At 69.0% G+C, this 13,298-nt stretch carries 12 protein-coding genes and 1 pseudogene; 9 read left to right on the top strand and 4 right to left on the bottom strand.

Annotated features, from left to right (window positions below):
- Nucleotides 1–37 precede the first annotated feature (37 nt).
- The gene (locus ACWGIC_RS25900; protein ID WP_452078514.1) at nt 38–1,018 is read right to left on the bottom strand and encodes a YncE family protein; all 981 of its coding nucleotides are present in this window, start codon (nt 1,016–1,018) and stop codon (nt 38–40) included.
- A gap of 114 nt (nt 1,019–1,132) precedes the next feature.
- On the opposite strand from ACWGIC_RS25900, the pseudogene ACWGIC_RS25895 reads away from it, so the two are divergent.
- The 3 genes and pseudogenes from ACWGIC_RS25895 to ACWGIC_RS25885 all read left to right on the top strand — a co-directional run.
- A pseudogene (locus ACWGIC_RS25895) lies at nt 1,133–1,255 on the top strand (LysR family transcriptional regulator); the annotation flags it as partial.
- A gap of 244 nt (nt 1,256–1,499) precedes the next feature.
- Nucleotides 1,500–2,021: a LysR substrate-binding domain-containing protein gene (locus ACWGIC_RS25890; protein WP_452078534.1), complete on the top strand. Its 522-nt coding sequence runs from the start codon at nt 1,500–1,502 to the stop codon at nt 2,019–2,021.
- A gap of 54 nt (nt 2,022–2,075) precedes the next feature.
- Nucleotides 2,076–3,338: a winged helix DNA-binding domain-containing protein gene (locus ACWGIC_RS25885; protein WP_452078533.1), complete on the top strand. Its 1,263-nt coding sequence runs from the start codon at nt 2,076–2,078 to the stop codon at nt 3,336–3,338.
- A 145-nt stretch (nt 3,339–3,483) separates the two neighbouring features.
- Here ACWGIC_RS25885 and ACWGIC_RS25880 read toward each other — a convergent pair whose 3' ends face one another.
- Nucleotides 3,484–4,443: a hypothetical protein gene (locus ACWGIC_RS25880; protein WP_452078513.1), complete on the bottom strand. Its 960-nt coding sequence runs from the start codon at nt 4,441–4,443 to the stop codon at nt 3,484–3,486.
- 1,173 nt (nt 4,444–5,616) lie between these two features.
- Between ACWGIC_RS25880 and gap the strand changes: the two genes are divergently transcribed.
- The 5 genes from gap (at nt 5,617) to ACWGIC_RS25855 (ending at nt 9,412) form a co-directional block, all read left to right on the top strand.
- Nucleotides 5,617–6,618 carry a type I glyceraldehyde-3-phosphate dehydrogenase gene (gene gap, locus ACWGIC_RS25875; protein ID WP_020658150.1) on the top strand — a complete coding sequence of 334 codons (1,002 nt, stop codon included), beginning with the start codon at nt 5,617–5,619 and terminating at the stop codon, nt 6,616–6,618.
- A gap of 5 nt (nt 6,619–6,623) precedes the next feature.
- Nucleotides 6,624–7,838 carry a phosphoglycerate kinase gene (locus ACWGIC_RS25870; protein WP_452078512.1) on the top strand — a complete coding sequence of 405 codons (1,215 nt, stop codon included), beginning with the start codon at nt 6,624–6,626 and terminating at the stop codon, nt 7,836–7,838.
- Entirely contained in the window at nt 7,839–8,624 is a 786-nt protein-coding gene (gene tpiA, locus ACWGIC_RS25865) for a triose-phosphate isomerase (protein WP_452078511.1), read from the top strand.
- 136 nt (nt 8,625–8,760) lie between these two features.
- On the top strand, nt 8,761–8,991 hold the full coding sequence (secG, locus tag ACWGIC_RS25860) for a preprotein translocase subunit SecG (protein ID WP_033292761.1): 231 nt from the start codon (nt 8,761–8,763) through the stop codon (nt 8,989–8,991).
- Nucleotides 8,992–9,067: 76 nt separating this feature from the next.
- Entirely contained in the window at nt 9,068–9,412 is a 345-nt protein-coding gene (locus tag ACWGIC_RS25855; protein WP_009075886.1) for an RNA polymerase-binding protein RbpA, read from the top strand.
- Nucleotides 9,413–10,319: 907 nt separating this feature from the next.
- Here the strand turns inward: ACWGIC_RS25855 and ACWGIC_RS25850 are convergent.
- Together ACWGIC_RS25850 and ACWGIC_RS25845 are read right to left on the bottom strand one after the other, a co-directional pair.
- Nucleotides 10,320–11,522 (bottom strand): sensor histidine kinase, encoded by a 1,203-nt coding sequence (locus tag ACWGIC_RS25850; RefSeq protein WP_452078510.1) that lies wholly within the window; start codon nt 11,520–11,522, stop codon nt 10,320–10,322.
- Nucleotides 11,523–11,944: 422 nt separating this feature from the next.
- Nucleotides 11,945–12,484 carry a YbhB/YbcL family Raf kinase inhibitor-like protein gene (locus ACWGIC_RS25845; RefSeq protein ID WP_452078509.1) on the bottom strand — a complete coding sequence of 180 codons (540 nt, stop codon included), beginning with the start codon at nt 12,482–12,484 and terminating at the stop codon, nt 11,945–11,947.
- A 90-nt stretch (nt 12,485–12,574) separates the two neighbouring features.
- Between ACWGIC_RS25845 and ACWGIC_RS25840 the strand changes: the two genes are divergently transcribed.
- The gene (locus ACWGIC_RS25840; RefSeq protein ID WP_452078532.1) at nt 12,575–13,234 is read left to right on the top strand and encodes a GntR family transcriptional regulator; all 660 of its coding nucleotides are present in this window, start codon (nt 12,575–12,577) and stop codon (nt 13,232–13,234) included.
- Nucleotides 13,235–13,298: the final 64 nt, after the last annotated feature.

Raw genomic sequence — 13,298 nt, 5'->3', positions numbered from 1 at the left:
GGTCTGCCCCGGACGGCACACCGCGCGCCGAGACCCGTCAGCTGACGGGCACGTACGCCAGCCCGTGTCCGCCTGCCGCCTCGGCCGCCTCAGTGTCCAAAGTGGATACCAAGGTGCGGGTTTCGAGATCGATGACCTCCACCGCCGCCGACCCCGCCCCGGAAACGAAAGCGACCCGGCCGTCCGGATCGGACAGAATGGCCAGCGGAAACTCCGTCTGGAGTTCCATCGACCCGAGCATTTCGTTGCTGGTAGCCGAAAACGCCAGCAACCGTCCGCCCAGTTCGGCGGCCAGCACCTCGCCGGACGTCGTGCAATGGATCGGCAGCACCGGACGTTCCGTCGGAATCAGGGTTTCGAGCGATCCGGTGACCGCGTCGAACACCCTGATCCCGGGCGCCGCCCGGACCGGCTCGGTGCCGTTCTCCAGATACGGTGCCGCGACATAGAGCCGCTTGCCGTCCCGGGAAATCCCCAGCCCTTCGCTGCCCGGAACGGAAATCCGCTCGACCTCGCCGCTGTCGAGGTCCACAAAGGACACGAACGGTGCTTCCTTGTTGGTCACGAACCCGCGCCGTCCGTCCGGGCTGATCGTGACCCAATGCGGCCCGGGTGCACCGGCCGCGAGATGCCGCACCGGCCGCCGCGTCGCGGTGTCGACCACCACCAGGCCGCCTTCGCGCCCCGGGCCGGCCTCGACGGTCGCGTACAACAGCCCGCGCACCGGATCGATCGCCAGCCCGTGCGGCGCGTGATCCGGCGAGAGGTCGACGACCTCCAGGATCTCGCGCGAATCCGGATCGATCGCGGTCAGTTCGGTCGCCCGCTCGCCGTGGCTGTGATAAGCGCCGCGGCGGTACGCGCTCGCGCTCCAGACGAGGCGGTGGACCGGGTCGTAGCAGAGGTCGTGCGGCTGCGCGGGCACTTCGACGGTGCCGAGGTGCTTCCCGGAACCGACGTCGAAGAAGGCGACCGCCGGCCCCTTCGCCCCGGCGACCGCGAGTATCGCTTCTTGCATGGGTCTCTCCTGGTCTCGTGGCTTGCCTGATCCACTCTGGGCGACCGCGGATTGCGCGTCGATGCAAGAATTGGCACGGAATTGTTCCGCTGGACGCAAACCTTTCGGAGCGGCATGGACCTCAACCTCTTGCGTGTGCTGGACGTGCTGCTGCAGGAAGGCAGCGTCACGCGCGCCGCGGCCAGACTGGGCAGCTCGCCCGCCGCGGTGAGCCGCACGCTCGCCAAACTGCGCCGCGCCGCCGGCGACCCGCTGCTGGTTCGCGCAGGCCAAGGCCTGGTCCCGACCCCACGCGCCCTGGAACTGAAGGACGAAGTCGCCGCCCTGGTGCACCGCGCCGACCGCATCCTGGGCCCCGGCCCCGGTTTCACTCCCGCGGACCTGCGCCGCACCTTCACCGTCCAAGCCGCCGACCTGGTCGTGAGCGCGCTGGCCGGTGCCCTGAGCCCGTCTCCGCGCCGAAGCTCCGCACGTCGAGGTCATCTTCCTGCCAGAGTCCACAGAGGACAGTGGTGCTCTGCGCGACGGCCGGGTAGACCTCGAAATCGGCGCCGCCGGTCACCACGACCCGGAAACCCGCACCGAGCCGTTGGTACTGTCGACAGTGCTAGGCGTTGCCCGGCAAGGGAATCCACTCTTCGCCGCGCCAGTGGATCCTGCCCGCTTCGCCGCCGCCGAACACATCGGCATCTCCCGCCGAGGCAAGCAACAAGGCCCGATCGACGCCGCCCTCGCGCAACTGGGTTTGCGCCGCCGGGTCGCCGTGGTCGTCCCCGGCCACCCGAGTGCTTTGGTCCTAGCGAGCGAAAGCGACCTGGTGACCATCGGCGTCGTCGGCTGGCTGGACCCGTTCCTGGCCGCTTTGGGCCTGCGGACCTTCCCGATCCCGCTCGACCTGCCGCCGATCGAACTGGGCCTGGCCTGGCACCCCCGGACCGCCGCCGACCCCGCTCAGCTCTGGTTCCGGAACCACGTGCGCGCAGCCCTGTTGCGATCGACTTGACCAGCCGGAACGCGTTTTCTGTCGGCCCCTCCTGGTAGGAATCGTGTCGTGAAGATGACCCTCGCCCAGCGCCGGGCCCGCCTCGGCGTCCGCCACCACCTCGCGGCACGGGCGACGACCGTCGCGACAGCAGTCGACGGCGTCGTCGCGCTGCACGCCACCGATCCCGCTTCGGTGTACCTGTCCGCATGGTCACGCGTGCGGGAGGTTTCTGTCGCCGATGTCGAGGACGCGCTGTACTCCCGCCGCACCCTTTTGCGCCTCCTGGGCATGCGGCGGACCGTTTTTGTTGCCGACGTCGCCACCGCCGCTCTGGTCCAAGCCGCGTGTTCGCACGACATTGCTGCCCGCCAACGCCGTCTCCTGGAAAAGCAGTTGGCCACCCAAGGTCATCCGGACAATGTGCTTAATCCCGCCGAATGGCTGGACGACGTGATGGCGAGCGTCGAAAAAGCGTTGCGCGCCAGAGGATCGGCGACCGCCCAGCAGTTGGTGGAGGATGAACCGCGGCTGCGGCAGCAACTGCTGATGGCGAAGGGAAAGCCGTACGAATCGATCGGCAACGTCACCAGCCGCGTGCTGTTCCAGCTGGCCGCGGAAGGCCACATCGTCCGCGGCCGCCCGCGGGGGAGTTGGCAAAGTACGCAGTACCACTGGTCGCCGCTGGCCGAATGGCTGTCCGGGAGTGCTGCCGGGGCAGGTTTTCCCAGCTCTGGTGCCGGTGGCCGCCCTAGCCCCGGCACTGGCCCGGTGGGCCGCCTCGACCCCGGCGCTGCCGACTGGCCAGCAATCCCCGAAGACGAAGCCCGAGCCGCCCTGGCCCGGCGATGGCTCTACGCCTTCGGCCCCGCCCCGGCCGCCGACCTACGCTGGTGGACCGGCTGGACCGCGGGCCAAACGAAAAAAGCGCTGACCGCCGTCGCCCCCGCCGAGATCGACCTGGACGGCGAACCGGCGATCGCCCTGCCCGACGACCTGGCCCCGGTAGCCGCTCCCGACCCGTGGGTCGCCCTGCTCCCCGCCCTCGACCCGACCGCGATGGGCTGGCAGTCCCGGGACTGGTACGTCGGCCCGCACCGTCCCGCCTTGTTCGACCGCAGCGGCAACATCGGCCCGACCGTCTGGAGCGACGGCCGGATCGTCGGAGCCTGGGCCCACCGCCCGTCGGGAGAGATCGCGGTCCGCCTGCTGGAGGACATCGGAGCGGAAAAGACCGCCGCGGTGGACGCCGAAGCCGCCCGGTTGAGCGAGTGGCTGGGGGAGGCGCGGGTGGTGCCGAAGTTCCGGACCCCGGCAGAGAAGGAGTTGTCTGCGTAGCGCCTCGTGGTGCCGGAGATGTGCGCTGTCGAACGGCTCGGCCGCCGGACTGCCTGACGAGCAAAGTGCCTGACACCCTGCCGTCGCGCACCCGGGCGAGTCTCTTGCGGGCGGACTGATCCTGCCTGCCCGCCCGCAAGAAAGACTACTTGTTCACCTTGAACGATTTCAGGATCTTGTCCTTGTCTGCCGGGGTCAGATTTTCGTATCCGTCGACCTTCAAGGTCGGATCCATCAAGTAGTAGCAAAGGACAGCAGTCACCGGTTTCCCGCTGGAATCCTTCGAGGGAAGCGCCACGAAGACCATTCCGTTGTCGAAATCGGGGTCCGTGTTGACGCCGCCGTCGCAGTCGGCGACGCCGTGGTGGGCAGGACGGATGGAGTACTTGTACCCGTGGACCCCGTCGAAGTCCGCCTCGCCCCATTGCCCGTGTTCGGCGTCGTTGACCTCTTGGAATTTGAAGCCGGTGCTCATCTCGTAGACGGAAGGGATGAGTTTCTGGAAAATTTTCAGGGCTTCGTCTTTGCTGCTGCTGGCACCGGCCGGATACGCGGCGGTGAAGATGGACGCTTTGGTGATCCCCGCCTGGGACGGCTTCCCGTTCTTGGTGCCGTGGCATTCGCCGATGCCGTACTGCAGCATCTTCCATTCGCCGCCGCCCATGGTCAGCCGGGCGGAGAAGGGAGTCCACTCGTCGCCGACCTCGTACTCGAGACCGGCCGCGTCGTCGGTGACAGTCTGCACCCCGGTGATATGAGTCCAGTTGACCACGATGACGAGGCAGAGGAACGCCACCGCCAGGCCCAGTCCGATGCCGGACGGGATGAAGACCAGGAGCTTCTTCTTGAGACTCCACTTCTTCCGCGGCTTCTTGCCCTTGCGACCGCCGGTTTCCTCGCCGCCCGGCGTGGCGTGCTGAGAGGAAAGACCAGCGGAATTCCATTGCTGCGCTGTCCCGGGCCCGGGAGGATTTTGCGGGAATTGCGGCTGCGATGGCGGTTGCTGCGGATATCCCGGAGATCCGCCTTGCGGCTGTCCGGGATATCCGGAATAATGGGGTTGTCCCTGAGGGTTGTGCTGTTGCGGATTTCCGCCTGGTTGCATTTTCGCGATTCCTCCCCTGGTCGCCTTCCGGTGCATCGCTGACGCGCGCGGAGATCAACTTAGCGGAGGAGAACCGGGAAGCCAGGGAGTCGCCCGCGCCACGGCGGGCGAGACGGTTCGGCCCGGGGAAGCCGGGACCGAGACGGACCTCGCTGGTCGCTGGTCGCTGGTCGCTGGTCGCTGGTCGCTGGTCGCTGGTCGCTGGTCGCTGGTCGCTGGTCGCTGCCGTCCGGCGCTGATTTCCGTCACGCTGTATCGCTGTCACGCGCCCGGCCGGTGTTGTGCGGCTGAACCGCGCCAAGCCGCCCTGTCTCGCTGCACCGCCGCGCTGCGCTGTTGCCTCACCTCGTCTGGTTGCGTTGCACGGCGTTCTTGCCTCGCGGCGTCTCGTGTGCGTTGCGTTGCCCGGCCGCACCGCGTCACAGGGCCTTGTTTCGCCGTGCCCGCGCCACCGCGCCACCGCGTTGATTTGCGGTTGTCGGCCGCGCCTCGTCGGCTGCTCCCGCCGTCCTGTGCCTGTCACCACCGAGGCAGCCTCATACGCGACGTGCCCAGCACGCTCAGAGTGAAAGAGCCCGCCTCGGCAGGCCCGGCCGGTCCTGAGGCCAGACCGCCCGCATCGCCGGTTCCGAAGCCGCTCGGCCCCTCGCGGTTTGTCCTCGCCCGCCGCTGCTCGTCAGGCCGAGACCCCGCGCCTGCCGCACCCGCTGCATCGGGCGCACTCCGCAATCCGCTCTCGCCGGAAGCCGCACCCCGCGCCGTGCTCGCCGTCCCCCTCACCGCCGAGCCGTGCAGCCGCCAAACTCCCGCCGCCTCCGACACCCGCCCCGCGCCGCTCGGCGAAACCGTCCCGACAGCGTGAACCGGGGCACCAAGACCGATCAAGCGAGTGGTCCGCCCCCGCCCCGAACCGCCGCGGGAGCCCGCGCCCCGTTTTCGGTCCTCACCCGGCTGAGCTGGGTTCTTAATCGATTCTTGACGTCCCCCCGGCAGTGGTGGAAGTCTCGTCAGGGCAGTCCGGGGCAATGGCGCCCGCACGCTAGGGTTGCGCCCGAAACCGGAAGTCGCAGGAGTCGTCCGGGGCGGGCGCCCCGGAAAACTTCCGCAGTGTCCAACCGAACGGTCGGCGGCCGGTGCGCCGCCGCCGTGATCAACACCAGAGGAGTGGCAGCAGTGACCGTTCGCGTAGGTGTCAACGGCTTCGGCCGGATCGGCCGCAACTTCTTCCGTGCCGTGAAGGCGAGCGGTCACGACATCGAGGTCGTCGCGTTCAACGACCTCGGCGACGTCGCCACCATGGCCCACCTGCTCAAGTACGACTCGATCCTCGGCCGCTTCCCGGGCGAGGTCAGCGTCAGCGACGAGGGCATCGTCGTCGACGGCAAGACCATCAAGGCCCTCGCCGAGCGCGACCCGGCCAACCTGCCCTGGGGCGACCTCGGCGTGGACGTCGTCGTCGAGTCGACCGGCTTCTTCACCAACGCCGACGCCGCCAAGGCGCACATCGCCGGCGGCGCGAAGAAGGTCATCATCTCCGCGCCCGCCAAGGGCGAGGACCTGACCGTCGTCCTCGGCGTCAACGACGACAAGTACGACGGCTCGCAGACGATCATCTCGAACGCGTCCTGCACCACCAACTGCCTCGGCCCGCTGGCCAAGGTCCTCAACGACGCCTTCGGCATCGAGCAGGGCCTGATGACCACGATCCACGCCTACACGCAGGACCAGAACCTGCAGGACGGCCCGCACAAGGACCTGCGCCGCGCCCGCGCCGCCGCCCTGAACGTCGTCCCGGCCTCCACCGGCGCGGCCAAGGCGATCGGCCTCGTGCTGCCGGAGCTGCTCGGCAAGCTGGACGGCTACGCGCTGCGCGTCCCGGTCCCGACCGGCTCGGCCACCGACCTCACCGTCACCCTCAAGAAGTCGGCCACCGTCGACGAGATCAACGAGGCGTACAAGGCCGCCGCCGAGGGCCCGCTGGCCGGCATCCTGCGCTACTCGGTCGACCCGATCGTGTCCTCGGACATCGTCACCGACCCGGCGTCCTGCATCTACGACTCGCCGCTCACCAAGGTGATCGGCAACCAGGTCAAGGTCGTCGGCTGGTACGACAACGAGTGGGGCTACTCCAACCGCCTCGCCGACCTGATCAAGCTCGTCGGCTCGAAGCTCTGAACCGGATGAGCGTCAAGAACCTCGACGACCTGCTGGGCGAGGGCGTTCAGGGCCGGTACGTACTCGTGCGTTCCGACCTGAACGTCCCGCTCGACGGGTCGGCCATCACCGACGACGGCCGGGTCCGCGCCGCGCTGCCGACGATCAAGAAGCTCGCCGACGCGGGCGCGAAGGTCGTCGTCACCGCGCACCTCGGCCGCCCCAAGGGCGAGCCGGACCCGAAGTTCACGCTCGCGCCCGTCGCGAAGCGGCTGGGCGAACTGCTCGGCTCCGAGGTCCCGCTGGCCGGCGACCTCGTCGGCGAATCGGCCAAGGCGCTCGTCGCCGGACTGGCCGACGGCGGTGTCGTGCTGCTGGAGAACGTGCGTTTCGACGCGCGCGAGACCAGCAAGGACGCTGTCGACCGGTCCGAGCTCGCGGCTGAGCTGGCCGCGCTGACGCCGGGCGGGGCGTTCGTCTCCGACGGCTTCGGCGTCGTGCACCGCAAGCAGGCCTCGGTCTACGAGATCGCCGCGGTGCTCCCGGCCTACGCGGGCGGCCTCGTGCTGGCCGAGCTGGACGTGCTGAAGAAGCTCACCGACGACGTCAAGCGGCCGTACGTGGTCGCGCTCGGCGGCTCGAAGGTGTCCGACAAGCTCGGCGTCATCGCGAACCTGCTCACCAAGGTCGACCGGCTGCTCATCGGCGGCGGCATGGCGTACACGTTCCTCAAGGCCAAGGGCTACGAGGTCGGCAACTCCCTGCTGCAGGAGGACCAGCTCGACCAGGTCAAGGGCTTCCTCGCCGAGGCGGAGAAGCGCGGCGTCGAACTGGTGCTGCCGGTCGACGTGCTCGCGGCTGAAGGGTTCGCCGCCGACGCGGCGCACGAGGCCGTCGACGTCACCGCCATCCCGGCCGACCGCATGGGCCTCGACATCGGCCCGCGCAGCGCCGAGCTGTTCGCGCAGAAGCTCGCCGACGCGGCGACCGTCTTCTGGAACGGCCCGATGGGCGTCTTCGAATTCGAGGCGTTCGCAGGCGGCACCCGCGCGGTGGCCGAGGCGCTCGTCAAGAGCGACGCGTTCACCGTCGTCGGCGGCGGCGATTCGGCCGCCGCGGTGCGGCAGCTGGGCCTGCCCGAGGACGGCTTCTCGCACATCTCCACCGGCGGCGGCGCCTCGCTGGAGTACCTGGAAGGCAAGGAGCTGCCCGGCGTGGCGGCGCTGGAGGGGAAGAACTAAGTGGCACGCAAGCCCCTGGTGGCCGGCAACTGGAAGATGAACCTCAACCACCTCGAGGCCATCGCCCTGGTGCAGAAGATCGCCTTCGCGCTGCCGGAGAAGTACTACGCGAAGGTGGACGTGGCCGTGCTGCCGCCGTTCACCGACATCCGCAGCGTGCAGACCCTGGTCGACGCCGACAAGCTCCCGCTCGCCTACGGCGCGCAGGACCTGTCGCCGCAGGACTCGGGAGCCTTCACCGGCGACATCTCCGGTCCGATGCTGGCGAAGCTGGGCTGCAGCTTCGTCACCGTCGGGCACTCGGAGCGGCGCGCGATCCACGGCGAGACCGACGAGCTGGTCAACAAGAAGGTCAAGGCCGCGCTCAAGCACGGCATCACGCCGATCCTGTGCGTGGGCGAGGAACTCGAGATCCGCGAGGCGGGCGAGCACCTCGAGCACACCCGCAACCAGCTCGTCGAGGGTCTCAAGGGACTCAAGGCCGAGCAGGTGCAGGCCGTCGTGATCGCGTACGAGCCGGTGTGGGCCATCGGCACCGGCAAGGTCGCGACCGCGGCCGACGCCGAAGAGGTCTGCAAATCCCTGCGCGGGACGCTGTCGGAGAAGTACGGCGACGAGGTCGCCACCGCGGTCCGGGTGCTCTACGGCGGCTCGGTGAAGTCCGGGAACGTCTCCGAGCTGGTGGGCGCGGACAACATCGACGGGGCGCTGGTCGGCGGCGCGAGCCTGGACGGCGAGGAGTTCACCAAGCTCTGCGCGCTCGCCGCCGGTGGCCCGCTGCCCTGATCGTGGGCACTACCGGGTAGCCTGTGTGTTCGGTCCGTCACTAGAGCAGTGGACGAGTCCAGGGGTACGGTGAAGATCCGCACACTGTGCGGGTCCGGCCGTACCCCTGCATGCTCCGACAAGCACAGAGGATGACATGAAGCTGTTCCTGCAAATCCTGTTGATCGCCTCCAGCGTGCTGCTGGTGGTGGCAGTGCTGCTGCACCGCGGCCGGGGCGGCGGCCTGTCGTCCCTGTTCGGCGGCGGGATGCAGTCGAGTCTCGCGGGGTCCAGCGTCGCCGAGAAGAACCTCGACCGGATCACGCTGCTGCTCGGTGCCATCTGGCTGATCAGCATCGTGGGTCTCGGCCTCCTGCTCAAGGTATGACCGGGTCCCCGGAAGGGGACTTGCGATCGGCGTGCCTATTGGGGGGCGCGCCGCCGATTCCAACGGGTGAGGATTCATGGTTGGCGGTAACGCGATTCGCGGCACCCGCGTGGGTGCCGGTCCTTCGGGCGAATCGGAGCGGGGTGAATCGGCGCCACGGCGCCGGGTGTCGTATTGGTGCGCGAACGGGCACGAAGCTCGCCCGTCGTTCGCGATGGACGCGGAAATCCCCGACGAATGGGACTGCCCGCGCTGCGGGCTCCCGGGCGGTCAGGACGAGCAGAATCCGCCCGCCGCGCCTCGTACCGAGCCGTACAAGACACATCTGGCTTACGTGAAGGAACGCCGCAGCGACGCGGACGGCGAGGCCATCCTCGCCGAAGCGCTCGAGCGCCTCCGCCAACGCCGCGAATTGATCTGAGGCACGGTTTCTCCGGGACCACCGGTTCTTCGTCCGTCGAGGGCGAGGGCCGGTGGTTTTTTAGTTCCCGGGTGGTTGGGGTTCGCTGGGGTTCAGGCCTCTGCGGGGGCGGCTCAGTTTGGCGGAGACGCGCTTGTGCCGGATAGCGGGGGCGGTGTGTGGGCGGGGTGGTTCAGACCTGCTGGAGACAGGTCTGGACCTCTGCGCGGGAGGTTGTGCGGTCCGGGGTGGGGGAGTTCTTGCGGTGGGCGGGTCTTGACCGGTCCAGACCAATCTCGGCAGTGGTCCGGGGCGAAAGTTGCTGCGAGGTGGCGGCTCCGGCGGTTCTTGCCCGGAGGCGATGCGGGGCGGAGCGGCTTGTCCCGGCGTCGTGCGGTGGGTTCGGGTTTCGGGGAAGCGGCTTGGCGACATCGGCTTGGCGGAAGCGGCTCTGTGGAGGCGGTGAGACGGCGGAACCGGTTCGGAGGGGAAGCGGCTTGGTGAAACCGCTCGGCCGGAACTGACTCGACGGAACCGGCTCGGCGAGAAGGGGCTTGGCGAAACCGGTCGACCGAAAGTGGCTCGGCGGGAGTGGCCCGGCGGAAGTGGCTCGGCGGGAGCGGCCCGGCAGAGTCGGTCTGGCGGAGCTGCTCGACGGAGCCTGTCTGGTGGCACCAGACCAGGTGGCACCGGCCCGATGGGAGCGGCTCAGCGGAACCAGCCCGGGCGAAAGCGATCCGGCGGAACTGCTCGACGGAACCCGGCGCGGGTCCGGCTTTTCCGATGGTCTGGACCGCCACCGATCCAGACCGGGCCGACCGAAAACGCGGCGAGAACAGCATCCTTGACCGGTCCAGACCAATTCCGCGACAGGTCCGAACCAGACCGGAACCAGACCAGAATCAGCCCTGAACCAGCCCCGGGCAGCTCAGCGGTCCAGCGGATACCGCGCCCGCACCCGGAACCCGCCGTCCTCTGTGCCGGACGTTTCGAAGCTTCCGCCCAGCAGCCGGGCGCGTTCGGCGAGTCCAGTGAGTCCGTGGCCGCCCGATGGGAACGCTTCGCCTGCGCGGCAGGCGCGGGCGTTCTCCACCTCGATGTCCAGCGCGCCGCTCGCCGCGTGGATGCGGATCGTGGCTGTCGCGCCGGGAGCGTGCTTGTGGACGTTCGTCAGGCACTCCTGCACCGTCCGGTACGCCGCCGCGGAGACCTGGCTCGGCAGAGTGTCCGGCAGTTGCTCGACAGTCAGCTGCACCGGCACGTCGCACTCGCGGATCAGGTGGTCCAGTTCTCCGATCCCGGGCCGCGGGCCGTCGTCGCCGGAACCGGAGCGCAGCACGCTCACCAGCGAGCGCAGTTCCTCCAGCGTCCGCGTCGACAGCTGGCGGATGACCTGCGCCGTTTCCAGCGCCGGGCCGTCCTTGGCTTGTGCTTGCAGTGCGCCGGCCTGCATGGCGATCAGCGTGATCTGGTGCGACACCACGTCGTGCATCTCGCGGGCCAGTCGCGCGCGTTCCTCGGCGCGCACGGCGTCGGCGTGGAAGCGGCGTTCGCGGTCGCGGCTCTTCGCCAGCTCGCGCAGTTTTGTCGAGATCTCTGCGCGCGCCCCGATCAGCAGGCCGATCGCGATCGGCATTCCGGCCACCAGCACGCCGTAGATTCCGTCCAGGACGTGTTCGCGCCAGCTCAGTTCCGCGAACTCCGGCAGCGGCCACCGCACGAACCGGCAGGTGAACACCAATCCCGCGCCGACCCAGGTCTGCCAGTGCAGCTGCCGCCGCGTCGCGAGCATGCCCAGGTTGAGCATCGACGCCAGCTGCGCCCATCCGGCGAAGAATCCCGGCACCGCGGCGAGCACCGCGAGGAACGGGAACCGCCGCCGCACCACGACCGCGAGGCACGCGGCGGCCGACAGGTAGAGCGAATAGGGGTGCGCTTTCGGCGGCACGACGAGCCAGACGTCGAGCACCGCCAGCAGCACGACCACCGCCTCGACGGCGATCGTCGCGGCGAGGGGTTTCCGGAACACGGCGAACGCGCCGGTCAGGTTGACGCGTCTGGCCCGCCGGGCTGCTCCCGCGGCGGAGCTGCTCATCGAGATGCCAGGAATCGAGAGTCCCTCAGTGCTCATCGCGGCGACCCCATTCGTCTTGTGGACTTAGTGATGAGATGCTCCGGCCACCCGATCGGGACGCGCGGTGGTGAACAAATGTGCGGATGCTAACGGGAATGTGTGTGTTGGCAGTAAGTTTCACCCAGAGTGGCTTTTGTGGTGTTGTAATCTCCACAACTGCTCCAAGAAGGTGAACGAGGCGCGGTCAACATCACCTTGTGTCGATCACATCACCTTATGTTCACCATACGGCGGTTCCCACATGCTGGTGAGCCGCTTTTTGGCGGAGTGTCATTTACTCCGTTTGCCGCCCAGGTCGGGACCACGCGTTCAGGGGAGACATCACCCGTGCGGGTGGGTGGAAGTGTCGCTGCGCAGTCGAAGGCCGCCGCGTCGTGGCGAGCACGAGGCGGCGGCCTGAACGGGGCCTTGCTGGGGCTTTACGCGGGCGTTTCCGCGGTCGCGACGAGGGCCGCGCGGCCGAGCGCGTGGCCGAACATGGTGAACCCGAGGACGGCGGGCGTCGCGTCGGCCGGGACGCCGATCGACTCGACGTCCAGGGCGTGCACGACGACGAAGTAGCGGTGTTCGCCGTGTCCGGCGGGCGGGGCCGCGCCGATGAAGCGGGCTGCTCCAGCGTCGCCGCGCAGCTGGAACGCGCCGTCGGGCAGGCCGGATCCGGTGTCGTCGCCCGCGCCTTCCGGCAGATCAGTGACGGTGGCCGGGATGTCGGCGACCGCCCAGTGCCAGAAACCGGAGCCGGTCGGCGCGTCGGCGTCGTAGACCGTGACGGCGTAGCTCTTCGTGCCTTCGGGTGCGCCAGACCAGGACAGCTGTGGCGACGTGTCTTTGCCGCCGGGCACGCCGAAGATCCCGGAGAACTGCTCGGCGGACCAGGCCGCGCCGTCGGCGACGGTCGTGCTGGTGACGGTGAAGCTCGGCACCTCGGGAAGGCGCGCGAACGGGGAGTTGGCGGACATGGGTTCCTCTCACTGGAAGCGGTACGTCATCGACGATAGCACTAATAATCGATGATTTGTCGGATCGTCTATCCTGAGGGCATGAAGCAGATGCTGTCCGAGCAGATCTACGACCAGGTCCGCGACGCGATCATGCGCGGCGAGGTCGAGCCGGGACAGGCGCTGAAACCGCAGGAACTGGCGGCTCGGTACGAGGTCAGCCTCGCTGTGGTGCGCGAGGCGCTGGTCCGGCTGGTCGGGGAGGGGCTGGCGGTACGGCTGACGAACCGGGGGTTCGCGGTGCCCTCGCTCGCCGATCAGCGATGGCAGGAGATTGTCGAGGCGCGCCAGACGGTCGAGCCCGCGATGCTGCGGCTGTCGGTCGCGCGCGGGGACCTGGAGTGGGAAGCGCGGGTGCGCGCGGCGGGACACCGGCTCGGCCGGACGCCGATGTATGTGCCGGCCGAGGGCAGCTACTACTCCGCGGCTTGGGCGGAAGCGCATCGCTTGTTCCACCGCACGCTGCTCGACGGCTGCGGGAACGCGGTGCTGTTGGAGAATTTCGACCGGATGTGGCTGGCCAGCGAACTGGCCCGGCGCTGGACGGTGCACCCGGCGTACCGGCTGCCGGAGGAGGACGTGCTCGCCCAGCACGAGGAGCTGGAACGGGCGGCGCTGAGCCGGGATCCGGAGGAGGCGGCGGGGTTGCTGACCGCCCACCTGGCGGCGACCGCGACGCTGCTGACCAGTGCGGGGGAGCAGGGGTCGTGAGTGCGTATCGCGGTGAGAACCGGGCTACGCGCTCACGAGCCGCGCCCGCCCGCTTTCCCTGCCC

The organism is Amycolatopsis sp. NPDC054798 (assembly GCF_053611505.1).
Note: the sequence above shows the minus strand (reverse complement) of the source record. Positions and strands in the feature narration are given on the sequence as shown.